Origin of the sequence: Dyadobacter pollutisoli, from assembly GCF_026625565.1 — a bacterium.
In the GTDB taxonomy this organism is placed as follows: Bacteria; Bacteroidota; Bacteroidia; order Cytophagales; family Spirosomataceae; genus Dyadobacter; species Dyadobacter pollutisoli.
The window spans coordinates 5,012,517-5,028,292 of the sequence record NZ_CP112998.1; the positions used below are offsets into that span (position 1 = coordinate 5,012,517).

Below are 15,776 nucleotides of genomic sequence, written 5' to 3' on the forward strand. Positions count from 1 at the left end.
GATTAAAACGAGAGGTTCACACCCATTGTGTAGGTCTTCATGGTCGGATATGCATTCATATTGGCGACACTTGGGTCATGAAAATCATATTTTGACAGCGTAAGCAGGTTCGCTCCGGACAAATAGACGCCAACTGCGGACATTCCTATTTTTTTACACAAAATCTTGGGCAGAGAATAATTCAGATTGATGTTCTGGAAGCGTAAAAAACTGCCGTTCTTTAACCAGAAAGTCGATGGCAAATGATCGTTAGTCGCGTCCCAGGTAACTGGCTGCGGATAGGCTGCATTCACATTTTCGGGGCTCCACGAATCGAGCCAGAACGATGGCGGTCTTGCACCGTCGAAAAACCGTCGGCTGTATCCGTCATCGTATAGTTTCGAGCCACCTGTAACGCCTTGAACGAATACATCTATTCCAATGCCTTTCCAGCTAGCTCTCAGGTTTAACCCGAATGTATAAGGGTTAAGAGAATGTTTGCCTTTTAAAACCTGTCTGTCATAATCATCGATCTTTCCATCCGGAACACCCTGCGCTCCATTTACATCCTCGAAATTGATAACGCCTAAAACCGCCGGTTTGCCATAAATAGTGTAGCCGGAAGGCAATGCATCCAGTTGTTCAGTTGTGCGGATGATCCCTGTGGAAACAAGCATTCTGACATAATCGGTCGGGCGTCCGTTCGGGTTATCAACGGCCTGCGCATTCTGCGCCACATCTCTCACTTTCACCTTATTGTTGGAATACGAGAAACTGCCTTTAACACCATAAGTTACATCACCGGCGTTGCCATTGTAACCCAGTTCAAGTTCGTAACCATGGCCATCTACAACTCCGTAATTCTCTGGTGGCATGCTTCCCCCAAAGGATGCGGGCAGTGATGCAATCCGGGTGTCTAGTATATCATAATTATGTCTTTTGAAATACTCCCCAGAAAGGGAAAAACGATCGAACACCTGTGCATCAAAACCTACATTAAGCTCGCTCGTCTTCTCCCAGGTGAGTTTTTCGTTTACAATACCATTATAGCGTACACGTGGCTGAGGCACAGTTCCGAACACATAGTCGCCACTTACGCCATAAGATTCGCTCCATTTCCAACCACCGACCGCATCATTGCCCGCTAAGCCCCACGAGCCCCGCAGTTTCAGAAAATCGATTTGTCTTACCTTGAAAAAATTCTCTTTTGACAACACCCAGCCGGCAGAAACCGAAGGGAAGACTCCCCAGCGATAATCCGGCGCAAACAACATAGATCCGTCACGGCGGGCGGTTACATTGAGGAAGTATTTGTCATCATAGCTATACAGCACGCGGCCAATATAAGAAGCCCGGCCTGTCTCAGCTTCTGAGCCGTCCACATAAGAGTCGGCCCTGGCCGAAGAGGTTGCCCAAAACTGGTCATTTTGAACCAGCGGAAAACCTTCTCTTACACCATAGAAATAGTCGTATTTGCCCTCGCTCTGCTCGTAAACCGCCATGGCGTCTACATTGTGTTTGCCGAACTGCTTAGTGAAGTTCGCACTGAAGTTCAACTGATAACTGTTGGTGGCTTCCTGACTTTTCACAAGCCTTTCCTTGTTCGGATAGGACGATTTAATACTACCTATAATTTCATCGGTATAGATAGCGCCATTAGTCCCCTTTCTTACTACGTCATATAAAGTGGCCTTCAGCTCATGAAGCTTAGAAGTGGTAGCTTCATAATTTGGGCTATATTTTCCGGATACAGATAATCCTTTGACAAACGGTACATTGTAGGTCAGCCCAACCAGCATTGCAATGTTACGTTCCATGCGCGTGACAGACCCGCCTTCCTCCACAAATGCGAGGGGATTACCGATCCAGCCCGGATTGATAAATTTCCCATCCTTCGTTTTAGGCCCGGTGTTGGGTAAATAATAGAGCAACCTGCCCCATAAACCTCCAAAAGTTGGGTTTGTGTCGAAGCCTACAAGATCTTCCTGCATGGCAAACCTCGTTTTTTTGCCCTGGTTATAGGCTACATTGAAGACCCCTGTCAGGTTCTTCGTCAGGTTTACGTCGATATTAGAGCGAAAGTTGTACTTTTTGAAATCCGCATTCTTAATGAAAGCCGACTGATCGAAATAGGATCCGGCAACAAAATACTTCACTTTGTCAGACCCTCCGCTCGCGGAAATGGAATGTCTTTGTAACACCGGATCAATGTAAGCCTGGGTGTACCAGCCCCTTGCCGGATCATTTTTTTCAAAGAAAGCAACTTCCTCCGCGTCATACGAGGGTGCTATACCTCTGCTTGTACGCGCATAGTTGTTGAGCCTCACCATGTCGCGGGCATCCATGTAGTCGGGTATCTTTGATGGGTTATCAAAGCTGTACGAATAGTTGTAATTCAGCTGAAATTTACCAGATGCACCTCTTTTCGTGGTTACAAGCACCACCCCATTGGCTGCACGCGCACCATACACCGCACCCGAAGCGGCATCTTTGAGAACAGTTACATTGTCGACCTCCGAATAGTCCAGGGCATCAAACATTCTCTTGTCGGTGATCACCCCATCGATAACATATAGCGGGTCGTTTCCTGTCGTTTTCCAGGTGTTAACCGACCGGATCCTTATCGCCGGGGCGTAACCAGGCGCACCCGATGCCTGGCTTACATATACACCGCTGAGCCTACCCGCAAGCGAACTCGACAGGTTAGGTACAGGGTTGTTTTTAACATCATCCGATTTCATTGTGGCAATGGCCCCGGTAACGGAAGTTTTCTTCTGCGTGCCATAACCCACCACTACTATTTCTTCCAAAATCTTATCATCCTCCGCCAGTTTAATCTCAAAAACTGTTTTAGCACCAACAGGAATTTCCTGGGATACGTATCCAACATAGCTAAAAACCAGTCTCGCATTCTGATCCGGCACATTCAGCTGGAATTTGCCAGTCTCGTCGGATGTCGTCCCAAGCTGAGCACCCTTCAACAGAATGCTTACGCCAGGAAGACCTTCACCAAGCTCGTTCGTAATTGTCCCCCGCACCGAAATGTCCTTTTGTTCTGTCCGGTTAAGCTTGTCGACAAGCATCCCTTTCATTCTTTTTTCAGCCCCTTCCTGCGAGCCGGCGTAGGTGTTTTCCATGGGCGACGAAATGTCCTGTAGCAACAGCGATTGCGGAGCGGGCAGTGTATTCTCTTTCCTCTTCACCACAATGGTTTTATCTATGATGTTGTAAGTAAGCGACTGATCTTTCAATACCTCATCCATAATCTCCTTCACCGAACCGCTTTGGAGCGATGCGGTGACTTTCCTGGCTTTTTTTACAATTTTATTATCATAAAAAAATTTGTAACCGCTTTGTTGTTCAATCCTGTTAAATACAGTGGAAAGCGTGGCGTCCTTCACAGAAAGGGTAATTTTCTGCGATATGCCGTCAGCTGATACATGAACACAAGCGATCGCCATGAAGAGCACTATCAGTTTCATTATCAAAATCAATTTTAAGAAATAACGGTTGGTTACATACGTTACTTTCCTGTGTAAAATATTTTGCATATTTTTGTTTGGGTTTGAATTGCAAAAATTGTTGTTTTCCTAAAAGCGCAGTTTTCCCCACGGCCCGCTTTGCGGGTTGGGGCAGTTCCAGGCCACCAGCCGTTTCAGGTCCGAACTGAAGCGGCTTTTTCTTGGCCTGGTGTCTCATTGATCACCAGTTTTTTATTTTACCATAGCAAAGGGGTTAAGTAACAGAATCAGGTTTAGTTAGTCACTATTATCTTTTTATTGTCAATTCTGAAATGCACGTCTCCCAATTCCAGTATCCGGAGTACCTTTGAAAGGTTGGTATTCCGTTCGATCTGGCCTACAAATTCATATTCTTTCACGTTGCCTTCGTAGACCACGTCCACGTCATACCACCGCGACAATTGCCTCATTAATTCCGGCAATCCTACATTGTCAAACCTGAAATAGCCTTCCTTCCACGCAATTACATTCCTGGTATTTATTTGATTTACTACGAATGGGCGGATTGCCTGGCCTTCATTTTTCCTGGAACTTATAAGGAGCCGGGCCTGGTCACCTGGTTTGAGCAGCACGCCCTTATCGTCTCCACTGCCCGCATTCAATTTGATACTCCCTTCCAGCAGCGTTGTTTTAATCGCCCCTTCATCGGCATAGCTATTCACATTGAAACGCGTGCCGAGCACTTCAATCACCTGAGTACCAGACTTCACTTTGAAAGGCAGCCGTTTCGAATTCTTTGAAACCTTCGCTACTTCGAAATAGGCTTCACCCATGATTTCCACTACCCTTTCCTCCGCTGAAAAAACGGTGGGAAAACGAATGGACGACGCGGCATTAAGCCAAACCCCTGTTCCGTCAGGAAGTTTGACATGGTACTGCCCGGCCCTGGGCGTGCTGATCGTATTGAACGCCAGATCGCTGGAATTGGCATTCGTATCCTGCTTTTCAAATTTGTAAACGATTTCTCCCTGCCTGGTTTTGATGACGGCACTTTGCCCCTGCTGGGCCAGCTTCCCATTGTCGGCTTCATGAAGCATGATGCTTTGTCCGTTAGCCAATGTCAGTTTTGCCCTATTGTCGCCTGGCACCGCGTCCGTTGCAAGTACAGGATTGTTGACTGGCGGTTGAGTGGTTGCGTCACGTAAGAAATTCAGCCCAATTGTGCCGATAATCACCACGGACGCTGCGGCTGCCGTCCATTTTAACAACGAAATGACACGCGCCCTTTTGCGCAGAACCTTCTCCTGATTCACGGGCAGCGACTCCCATACCGTATCGAGCTGTTTTTCCAGCTGTTCGGCATCCACATTAATGCTTGCGGACTTTGCCCTGTGTAGATACCAGCTTTCCAGCATGGCCATTTCCTGGTCGGTCAGGGTTCCGTCCCTGTATTTCTGTAATAAGTCCCTTGCGAAAGATTCGTCCATTACACTAGTTTTCTGCTTAGTGTATGTAAGACGGCGAGGTCAGGTTGAAGTAGTAGACTATTTGGAAAAAATTATCAGTTTTTTCAATTTCTCAACAAAATGAGGGCAAAAATGAAAGCTACGTCGATCTTATGTCTCAAAATGTGCAGGGCGGAACTGACTTGTTTTTTTACCGTTTTGTCGGATATGTGCAGTTCCTCTGCAATCTGCTTGTACGAGAGATCCGCATTTCTGCTCAACTCGAACACTTCCCGCATTCTCGGTGGCAGCAGGGAAATTTCACTTTCAATGACCTGCGTAAGTTCTTTTTCCAGTATTTGCTGGTCGGTAATGCATTCTCCCTCCTCCATAAACCTGGCTAGCGAGTCGATGTATTTTTGTTCAACTTTTTTGTGTGCCATCACATCAAATATTCGGTTGCGAAGTGCCTTGTACAGGTAAGACGAAAACGATGCAATGTGATTAATGTCATGTCTTTTAGTCCAGATCGTAGTAAACAGGTCCTGCAAGACATCCTTGGCCTCCTCTTCGTTACCCAGCATTCTGAAAGCATGCAAATAGAGCACGCCTTTATAACGGCTATAAATTTCGGAGAATGCCTGGGTATCATCCGTTGCAATCATCCTAGCCAGCTCTAAATCACTATACTGACGGCAAGAACCCATTATTAAAAAAGAGAATTTCGCTTAAAATCTGCACCAAAAGTACCCACTCGCCCGTGACTGTCCGCCCCAAACCAAAAAACAAACAGAGAATTGTACAAATAAAACCAGTTATAAATACATTTACTTATCCCGTATTATCATATACTGATACTGTATTGACAATCTTGGTGCATTATGAAAGGTAAAAGTCGCTCAACGTAAGTCCCACATCGCCAAAGTATCCGCAAGATGTTCCCTGTAATTATAAAGGAACTATGTAGCGCTAATAATGGTGGGTTGATTTCCATACGCCATCACCGCGCATGTTTTCGTATCGACCATTCGATCCCTTGCCGTAATAATTTTCTGTAATTAGGATTTGCAAATGTCTCCGGTCCGTGGCCGAGTTGTATGAAAAGTACTTCACTTCCGCCGAATGGGTTGGTCCAGGCAATGTATTTTGAACTTTGCGGATGTGTAGTGCTGAGCAGAGGCCGGATTGTGGGTTGAGTGCCGAAATTTCCGTACACTTCGTCATATATTTCGAAATCGCTGAGCCCTCTGGTAATAGGATGGTTCCGGTCCTCGATTTTTACCGGAATGACCACGCCGTGTTGGTAAGTGGATCTCAGTGTATCACCATTCACGACCACAGGGTCGGCATAATACCTCCCTCCAAGGATTTCCTGAAACTTATCCCATTTTTGATAAGAAACCATGGCATGATGCAGGAAAATCATTGCCTTACCTTTTTTCAAGAGCTGTAAATAGGCCCGTTTCTGAGGCGCGGTAATCGAGTCGGCCAGGTCATAAAACACCAGGGCGTCGTATTTGTCCACCTCCGGGGAAGCGATGAGTTCGTTGGCTTTCGGCTGCTCTATTTTGTCATAGCTGAAATCACCCAACGAATCCAGCATATTGTAGAACTGCACCTTTTTGAATCCGTGGCCTCCGGTAATGATGAGTAAACGAGACTTATGCTGTGCCTGGATCTTAACCATCTCCAAACGTTCCCCGCGCTTCGTTGGAAAAGAAAACTGGCTGCCGCTAAGCCGTTCCGCCTTCTGTCCGTTTCGCAGCAATTGCACCGAATGTCCAGGCCACGGATTTTCGACGATGCATGGCCGTCCGGCTTCACTCAAAAGTTTCACGAATTTAATTTCCCCTTGTTCCAATTGACTGCTCACCAGGAATGCGCCATACGCCCGCAACTGATTAAAACTGGCGTTTTTGGCTTTGTTCCAGTTTGGAAACACTCTTAATATCCCCTCATAACTTTGCATCATCATTTCGTTGATCGTCAACGGAACGGCCGATAGCGTCTCGATCCCGCCGCCTTCCGCAGTAATCCAGAGGTTTGGCAGCGACTGACGTTTGATCCGGTCGGTGAGCTGGCGCATGATTTCATCGGCGTCATACCCTACCCGCACCGCCGCGGGAAAACAAGTTTCGATTCCGTTACCGAGCGTGTTTGCCCACTCTCCCGGGCCTTTCATTTTGTCTTTCCAGCGGCCAATGTCACCCAGCAGGATGCGGTTGAACGCCGAATCGGTTTTAGGTCCGCATATGCCTGAGGGTAAGATTAATCCGTGGATGGAAACCCTGGCCAGGCCTTCAACGCGGCTGTGCGTCGGGGAAGGGCTGGTTTCCACATTTTTAAGGCTCGGCTGGCCATCGACCTCGCCAATCGTGAACTTGCTCATATGATCCACAATGTGCTGCCACTTCTGAACCCTTGCCGTATCTACTTTCAGAAAAGTGCTTACGTCGATCATGCCTTTGAAAAGCATTTTGACCAATCCGACGGATAATGTGGAATTGAAATCGCCCAAAAGCTGACGCCATTGTCCCTTGTTTTTAAGGTTCGGCATCACCTCGTTATAGTGGTCCATTTGAATGACGTAGCGCCCGTTTTCGAATTTGAGATAATCCTCCCAAAAATTCGCGCATTCGAGCATGTACGGGTACACTTTACGGGCGTAGGCAGCGTCGTATGTACTGTAAAAACGCATCAGCATATTCCCGACGCTGAACACCGCATTGACCTTCTGCCCCAGAAACTTGTATCCTCCGTCGATCGTATTTTCCCTCGACGCATACCGTTTCTCCATCTCATCGGGCGTCAGCGGCCAGCGCGTGGTGACGAGCCCCAGCGGGCCGATCCCGACCGGGTAATAGATCCCGCGAATGCCCAGAAGCGCTTTGGCATGTTCCTTCCCATGTTCCATATAATCGAGCAGGGGCTTATCGAAATTGTCGGTTTCGTCGATGTGGTTAGAGGAATAGGAAGCCCAGTAAGGTGCCTGGTAGTTGTAATTCAAATGATAGTCCCCGCCCCATGCAGCGGAATCCTTGGTAATAAACGGCCCCCAAATCCCCGGGGCAAATTTGTTGCCCCGCGAAGTCGCCCCGAAAAGGTATTGCGACGCATAGTAGTACTTTTCAAGAAACGGGTCCCCTATTTGTACCTCCGACTCCTCCCAAAACCGCTCCCACCAGGCATAATGGTCTTTTCTTAATTGATTTATGGTGGTCTCCGTTGCTGTATTCGCAACTTTAATCGCCTTTTGTTTCCAATCTTTTGCGTCGAAATTGGTATACATCGCGACGACCAAGGTGACTTTGGTATTGGGTTTCAAATCAACATTTCCGGTCTTATCCGGCTTTGCTCCCAGCACTTTTACAGCCATCGCCACATGCGACGGCCATGCCAGCATCGGCGTATTTTCAAATGAACGGGTAACCCAATAAGCATTCCCCTCAACGCCACTAGCATTTACAGAGGTGTTTCCCTCCGCCGCTTTGAGCGCGAAGTTCATGGAGGAGGCCTTGTCCGATTCGAGTTCTACGACAACGGTATTGGCTGTCGCGGAGACCCAGGTATTAACCCGTACCGAGAGATCATTTTTGGCAAACTTTGCAACTATTTCCGCTTTGTCCTGTATTTGCTCGGCATAATAATCAGCACCGGAAAGCGCCGGAATATTCATTTCCAACCAGCCGGGCAGGGCAATGCCGCCGCCCGGATAAACGGGGTATGCCCGCCAGAAATCGTTTTTCCCGAGGTAAAAAACCAGTTTGTCCGGTTTGCCGCCGAGCGTCAAACCAATGTCGCCATTTCCCGCCAACGGCCCGTCCGGTGTTTTGGATGTAGGTACTTTCGCAGGCGGACTTGTGAAGATCGCCTTATAGCGCCCGGCATATATTTGCCGGGCATTCCCGTCTTGGGCATTTCCCTCTCGCAAAAAACAGAGCAGGATAATCGTCAAAAGGCAAATCCGTTGCATCGTTGTGGTCCGAAAAATGTGGTTCATGGGTGATCGAATTTCGCGATGAAGCCACCGCCTTCGGCGAGGTTCAGCCGTATAGTACTGTTCTTGTTGTAGCTTCCTTTTCCAAGCGTGACGCTCGCCGGATTTCCATCAGTATCCCTTACTTCCGAAGCATTGAATGTGCCGTCGCCCAGAAAGGACAGCGAAATGTCCAAACTTTTTGCCACAGCGCCATTCATCACAGCCAAAAACCAGCTCCTCCCGCTCCTGCGAGCATACACCGCCGCCTCCCCGATAGCAGAGCCCGGCAGCACGATCGTCTCGTCCCACACACTCGGAATGCTTTTGATCATTTCCACAGCCGGATTGGCCAGCAAATGCTCCGGACTAGCCGAATAAGTCAGCAAAGGTGCCGAAAAAATGGCAGCGCTGGCGATCTGGTGCGCCCAGGTGGTGTTTTTCCTCCGCTCGCCAAAATGCACGGGCGTGTATTCCGCATGCCCGGTCACGAAGCGGGTAAATGGCAAGGTTACATTGTGCCCGGCTCGGTCTTTCAGCTTACTGGCCTCCATTCCCTTCACAGCTTCGCGGGTCAGCTCGTGGGGCCACGTGCGTTCCCTGCCGGTTGGCTTGTTGGCTCCATGAAAATCCACCATGATTTTCTGTTCCGCCGTTTCCCTGAGGATCGATTCATAGAGGTCAATTTCCTCCTTTGCCTCGTGATCAAAAAAGTCAATTTTCAAGCCGCTGATGCCCAGCTCATCGCAACGCTTGAAAAACGCCTGGCGGACTTTCGCATCCCTAAGCTCCTTGGAATGCTCCCAAAGCCAAATGTGAACGCCTTTTTCACGTGAATAATCCACCAGGGACCGAAGGTCGGCCTCGGGCCATTTTTTCCAAAAACCTTCGAGGATATTGTGTTTAAAACCAAGTTCCGCTGCCTGCCGGGAATATTCCTTCATGGTTTCCAACGTACCCTCGCCGCCTCCATCAAGATACTTCCACACCGCCGGCCCTGGCTGGATCCACTCGGTTTTGATGCCTTTCGGAAAGAGTTTCTGGTCCGGCGGCGGGCAGAGGTTATGCAACAAATCGTTGTTTACCAATGCATTCAACCCGTTGGCGATCATCACTACCCGCCAGGGTGTGGTGACAGTGCCGCTAATGGCAGCTGGCTGGGAAAGCCGGAGTACGTCTTCGGCACTGTACCGCAACTTGTATGGATAAGAAGTGGGCTGGCTTTGAGGTAACCGCAGCACCATTCCCCGGTTGCCGTCGGTTTGCAAGGCCATTCCGCCGTAGTTTTTGAGATCTGCTTCGGTAACCGAAAGATAAACCTGACTCTCGGGCAACCGGAACGTAACCGAAGGGGCCGCCCATTGCCCTGCTTTGACGGTGTCCATGCCTTTCCGGGCATATTCTCCTTCATAATGCATATAGAGGTCATGATACCAGGCAGTGGTGCCGGAAGGTAATTTGAAAACGCTGGACTCGTCGGCAATGCGTTTTGCTTCCGGCTTGCCCGGAACGATGAGCCGGAATGCGGCGCCGTCGTTAAACACCCGCACATCGAGCGTATAATGCATTGCGCCGCTGCTAATATCGATTTTCGAGCCGTTGCAATGGCTTTTCGCTACCGAGTGAACGCCGTTCCAGGGATATTCGTCGTTCACTTTATAATTATCGGCTTTGCCCAATTTCACCTTGCCGGTAATGGCCTCCGCATCCAGCGACATTCTGATCGGCGAAGCTTCGATAACATCCTTGTTATCATAGGAAATGCGGTAATACAGCGAATCGCTCTTTGTAAAAATATGGAACGAAATCTTATTATCAGGACTCTTGACAGACACCTGATCTGCGGCAAATACTCTCCCGGATGCCAGCAGCACCAGCACCATTATTCTTTTTATACACAACATATTTTTCAGTCCTTAATAATTTGCATTTTGTGTCCATACCCCCTTCATAATGTCCATTTGGCCCAGGGGGATGGGCAACAGGCTGGATTTGAATTTCCGTTTGGTTCCCTTGGCATCATAAGCCACTTGTGGAATAACTTTGTCGGCTATCTTCCAGCGTACCAGATCATTGTAGCGCAATCCTTCGAAAGCAAGTTCAACCCTCCGCTCGTTCCGGATCACATCCCGCGTGAGGACTGTTTTGGGCGGCATTCCTACGCCCGGCCTTGCCCTTACATCGTTTAATGCTTTCAATGCATTGGCGTCGCTTCCCTTTCCACTTTCGAACATTGCTTCGGCATACATCAGGAGCAAGTCGGCATAGCGGATTTTTACCATATGCTGCTCGCTAAGCGTTGAGCCGGAGCCATTGTTGATCGCCGGGTTCACCCATTTTTTGAAGGCCATACCGGTATAAGGAATTTGCCCTTCCGCAAGACTTCCGGTTTGCTTAAAACCAGCCGGATTATACGCCCAGGGGTCGCCCGCTTCAAAAATGGTCATCTTTCTGCGGGGATCATTAGGCTCATAAGCATCCCGAAGTTCGGGCGTGGGAAACACCGACATCCGCGCCCCGATCACCTGGTCGAGCGAATGGTAGTCGTCCGGCGCTTTAAACTGGACAGAAAACATGATTTCCCGGTTATTGAGCTGGTTTCCAAAGAATATCCCGGCGTAGTTATCGGCCAGTTTGAATGGGTTGGCAGGATCGCCAATCAGGCTCCATGCCGCATCGGCTGCCTCGCTGAACCGTTCGTTGTTGAGCAATACCCTTGTTTTTAATGCAATCGCCGAACCTTTCACTGCACGCCCGTCCGTATACGCGGTGGCGGGCAGATAGGAAATGGCAAGATCCAGGTCTTTCAGTATCTGTGCTACCACGTCCGTCTTCGGCGCTCTTGGCGTTGCACGGATGTTATCGTCCAGGCTAGCCGGTTCGAGAATCAGTGGCAGGTCACCATAAAGCTGGGCAAGGTCATTGTAATAAAAGGCCCTTAAAAACAATGCTTCCCCTTTCATCCGGTTGCGAACGGCGTCAGTTGTGGCAGTTACCCGGTCGATATTGGCCAGGAAATAATTGCACGCGGCGATTCCCTGAAACCCGATGGTGAACGACTTACTGACGATCCCGGTCGTAGCCGAATTGTGCTCCCCTCTCATCACGACGTCGAACGACTCATAACCGGAAGTATTGGAAGCATTGTCTGACAACGATTCCCAAAAAAGGAAGTTGCCGCTCTGGGCCGGGCCGTTGGAAATGATGGGCTCTTTGAGCTTGGCATAGCAGGCGATCAATGCTTTGTTGGCTTCCGTTTCCGTTTTCCAGAAGTTTTCGGAGTTGGGGCTGCCGAGCGGATTTTTATCTAATGTATCCTTGCAGGCGAATACCGCCGTGATCAATATTAGCAGAAATATATTTTTTAAATATCTGGTTGTCATAGCATTACTGAATTAAAACGTGACTTTAACACCAAATGAATGAATTTTGGCTTGCGGATAAATAGCCGCCCTACCGCTTGCCGCCGCCCGTTCGGGATCTATCCCCTCGAAAAACTTCGTGAATGTGAGCAGGTTATCCCCCGACACGTACAATCTCAGCGTCTGTATTTTCAAGCGGTTGACCAGTTTTGCCGGGAAAGTGTAACCCAGCTGGACGTTCTTCAACCTCAGATAGGAAGCATCTTGCAGCCACCAGTCGGAAACCTGGGTATTAGGCGCGTAGTTTTCGTTAAAAATATGCGGGATCGTGTTAGAGGTCCCTTCACCATCCCAGGCTTTTTCCCAGAATGTAGGCGGCGGGCCAGCCTGCCGGAATGGAGCAATCCCCCACTCTTTAATGTAAATCTTACGCCCTTGTACACCTTGCAGGAAGATTCCAAGGTCAAAGTTTTTATAATCTGCATGGAAGGTCAGTCCGTAGTTGAACTTGGGGAAAGCGCCGCTCACAACCATGCGGTCATCGGTGGTGATCTTCCCATCCGGCACGCCGTTGGGGCCGCTGATGTCGCGGTACTTCATGTCGCCCGGCTTTGGTTTCACTAATGGAGTCGGGCCATTGTCGATTTCTCCCTGGTTTTGGTAAATGCCATCAAAAACGTACATAAAGTAGGAGTTATAGGGCAGCCCTTCCTGGGTTACCGTGCCGTTGCCGTTATTCACTTCGCGGGCTCCGAACTTCACAACCTTGTTTTTATAGGTTTCAAAATTCCCCTGAATCTTGTAACGGAAGTCCTTGACCCTGCTTTGATAACCCAGCGAAAGTTCAACACCTGTATTACTCATTTCCCCCAGATTGACCGTCGGACCGGCAACTCCGATAAAGTCGGGCACCTGCAAAGGTCTCAGGATATTGGTCGTCTTTTTGGAATACCAATCGATACTACCGAACACCGAGGCCCGGAACAACCCGAAATCAATGCCGACGTCGGTTACGGTTGTAGTTTCCCAGGTAATGTTGCGGTTGATGAGGTCGGTTTGCGTCACACCCTGCTGCAATGAGCCGCCAATATTGTACACAACCGGATTGAGTACCTGCTGATACGGATAAGGCATCGATTCGCCGCCCAGCGACCGGTTCACGTTCTGGTTACCCACCTGCCCCCACGAGGCGCGCGCTTTGAGGCTTTCCAGCCAGTGGACCGGTTTCAAAAACTCCTCTTCCGAAATTCTCCACCCAGCCGACGCCGACGGAAAAAAGCCCCATTTATTGCCATCCGGGAAGCGCGACGAGCCGTCGTACCGGAAATTTCCTTCCAGCAGGTATTTTTCTTTGAAATTGTAAGTAGCCCGGCCGAATACCGATCGGAGCGCCCATTCGTACGCCAGTCCGTCAGCCAGCTGCCCACCGGGCGAATAGGCCCCCAGTTCCAGCAAGTCGTTCGAAGGTGCATTCCGTTTGAAAGCCTGCAAGCGGTCATACCGGAAAGTTTCCTGGCTTACCCCAAGCAATGCATTCAGGTTGTGATTTTCACCGATTTTTTTCGTGTAATTTAATGTACCAAAAACCGTGTACTGGACGTCATTTTCGTTGCGGACCGTCAGGTTGTTTTCACCTACTGTCCCATTCCATTGCGTGTTGTACAAATACTGGCCACTAGCGTCGGGCAGGAACATGTAAGCCGGTATACCCACTACATGCACTTTCGTTTGCCTGTTATTAAACTTGACCGCACCTTTAATCTGCGCTTTCAAACCCGGCAAAATATCGAGATCAAGGAACGCCGATGCCAGCGCGTAGTAATTCCTGACATACCTGCCGCCATTTTCAGCCAATGCGACTGGATTTTTGTTACCACCTTCTTGAATGTAAGCTTTGGCCGCATACCGGCCACTGCCATCAGGCAGTTTCGGGGTAAATGTGGGGTGCGCTGCCAATGCGCTCAGAATCTGGTCTTCCGTGGAATTGCCGTCAAACTGGGTATTCAATGCAGTTTCCCTTCGGTCCCCTTTTGAGAAAGCCAGGTTGGTACCAAAGGCCAATTTTTTATTAAGGGTTGTCTTGAAATTGAACTGGGCATCGTACCGCTTGTAGCCCGTCGCGATCAGAATCCCGTCCTGATCAAGAAAGCCCGCTCCGAAATTATAGGTCGTATTTTCCTTGCCACCATTCACGCTCAGGTAATGCTGCTGCACCGGGGATGTGCGAAAAATGGCGTCCATCCAGTCGAAGCTCGGGTACTGGGCAGGATTTGTAACGCTTCCCTGACGGTATTCTTCAATTTGCGCCGGCGTGTAAAGCTGGTTGGTACTCGTTCCTGTGTGTGCAATGGCCTTATTGAGCAGCTCCATAAACTGCACCGAATTCGTGATCCGGTCGTAGACGGAAGTGGCTTTTTGGCTACCGAAATTATAGCTGTAATCGACATTCAATCTTCCAGCCGTACCGGTTTTGGTAGTCACGAGAACAACCCCGTTTGCCGCCCGCGAGCCGTAAATAGCAGCCGACGCAGCATCTTTCAATACGGAAATGCTTTCGATCTGGTTAGGATTGACGTTGTTGAGGTTACCCTCCACCCCATCGATCAATATCAGCGGATCGTTTCCAGCACCACTGAAGGTACCCTGTCCGCGGATTTGAATGCTGGCGTTTTCCGCTCCCGGTTGTCCGGAGTTTTGTGTCACCTGCACGCCTGGCATTCTTCCCTGCAACAGCGAAGTGGTGTTGGGAGCTTGCCGGGTAGTCAGTTCGGAGCCGGTCACATTGCTGACCGCGCCGGTCAGGTTTACCTTTTTCTGGGTGCCATAGCCGACGACTACCACTTCTTCCAATGCCTTTTCGTCCGTCGCCAGCACAACGTCGAGCACTTCGCGCTTGCCCACTTCCAGCTCCTGGGCCACATAGCCCACGAAACTGAATATCAGCACCGCATTATCCTGCTCAATTTCCAGGTTATAGCTGCCATTCTGGTCCGTAATGGTCCCCTGACTGGTCCCTCTGATGATCACACTCACCCCCGGCAGCCCCTGTCCGTCCTTGTCCGTTACCTTACCCCGGATCGGGGCCCTTGTTTTGAGTTCGGGGACTTGTACTTCCCGTTCTGTTAGGATAATGTTCTTGCCTTCCTGCCTGAACAGTAGGTTAGTCCGGTCCAGGATCAGTTCCAGCGTCTTCTGGACCGTCCGCGATTCCCTATGAAGCGTAATATTATCAAAAGGCGACACAGCCTTCGATAAATAAAAGATATTATATCCCGATTCCTGTTGAAGTTTTTGAAGCGCGTCCCGCAGGGAGGACTTCTCCAAACCCATGGTTACATTAGCTTCCCTTATGTCTTGCGCACCGCTCGTCCCCGCCAGAAGCAGCTGGGTTGCCATGATTAGTACGCCGATTCCATAAACGCTGATCTTCATTAAATTGAAAAGATATAGGCACAAAATTCGCTGCCGGTCAGGCATGGTTCTTCTGCCTACGGATATAGGTTTTTTCATATATTTGTATTGTCTAGAAATTTGTACTGCGAATTTTCTATTC

The 15,776-nt window shown here is 49.3% G+C and carries 7 protein-coding genes; all 7 read right to left on the reverse strand.

The features are described 5' to 3' along the window. Positions 1 to 2 precede the first annotated feature (2 nt). The gene (locus ON006_RS20410; RefSeq protein WP_244823706.1) at positions 3 to 3,461 is read right to left on the reverse strand and encodes a TonB-dependent receptor; all 3,459 of its coding nucleotides are present in this window, start codon (positions 3,459 to 3,461) and stop codon (positions 3 to 5) included. Positions 3,462 to 3,733: 272 nt separating this feature from the next. Continuing rightward, positions 3,734 to 4,927, reverse strand: coding sequence for a FecR family protein (locus ON006_RS20415; protein WP_244823707.1), 1,194 nt, complete (start codon positions 4,925 to 4,927; stop codon positions 3,734 to 3,736). An 83-nt stretch (positions 4,928 to 5,010) separates the two neighbouring features. Beyond that, positions 5,011 to 5,550: an RNA polymerase sigma-70 factor gene (locus ON006_RS20420; RefSeq protein ID WP_244823708.1), complete on the reverse strand. Its 540-nt coding sequence runs from the start codon at positions 5,548 to 5,550 to the stop codon at positions 5,011 to 5,013. A 335-nt stretch (positions 5,551 to 5,885) separates the two neighbouring features. Further along, positions 5,886 to 8,885: a ThuA domain-containing protein gene (locus tag ON006_RS20425; protein WP_244823709.1), complete on the reverse strand. Its 3,000-nt coding sequence runs from the start codon at positions 8,883 to 8,885 to the stop codon at positions 5,886 to 5,888. Continuing rightward, complete coding sequence (locus tag ON006_RS20430) at positions 8,882 to 10,765, reverse strand: glycoside hydrolase family 97 protein (RefSeq protein WP_244823710.1); 1,884 nt, start codon at positions 10,763 to 10,765, stop codon at positions 8,882 to 8,884. Before ON006_RS20430 ends, ON006_RS20425 begins: the two co-directional genes overlap by 4 nt. Positions 10,766 to 10,777: 12 nt before the next feature. Next, complete coding sequence (locus ON006_RS20435) at positions 10,778 to 12,244, reverse strand: RagB/SusD family nutrient uptake outer membrane protein (protein WP_244823711.1); 1,467 nt, start codon at positions 12,242 to 12,244, stop codon at positions 10,778 to 10,780. A gap of 12 nt (positions 12,245 to 12,256) precedes the next feature. Continuing rightward, entirely contained in the window at positions 12,257 to 15,733 is a 3,477-nt protein-coding gene (locus ON006_RS20440) for a SusC/RagA family TonB-linked outer membrane protein (RefSeq protein WP_244823712.1), read from the reverse strand. Positions 15,734 to 15,776: the final 43 nt, after the last annotated feature.

Coding starts and splice junctions, on each gene's coding strand:
- ON006_RS20410 (WP_244823706.1), bottom strand. CDS start 3,461: ATGAAACTGATAGTGCTCTTCATGGCGATCGCTTGTGTTCATGTATCA.
- ON006_RS20415 (WP_244823707.1), bottom strand. CDS start 4,927: ATGGACGAATCTTTCGCAAGGGACTTATTACAGAAATACAGGGACGGA.
- ON006_RS20420 (WP_244823708.1), bottom strand. CDS start 5,550: ATGATTGCAACGGATGATACCCAGGCATTCTCCGAAATTTATAGCCGT.
- ON006_RS20425 (WP_244823709.1), bottom strand. CDS start 8,885: ATGAACCACATTTTTCGGACCACAACGATGCAACGGATTTGCCTTTTG.
- ON006_RS20430 (WP_244823710.1), bottom strand. CDS start 10,765: ATGTTGTGTATAAAAAGAATAATGGTGCTGGTGCTGCTGGCATCCGGG.
- ON006_RS20435 (WP_244823711.1), bottom strand. CDS start 12,244: ATGACAACCAGATATTTAAAAAATATATTTCTGCTAATATTGATCACG.
- ON006_RS20440 (WP_244823712.1), bottom strand. CDS start 15,733: ATGAAAAAACCTATATCCGTAGGCAGAAGAACCATGCCTGACCGGCAG.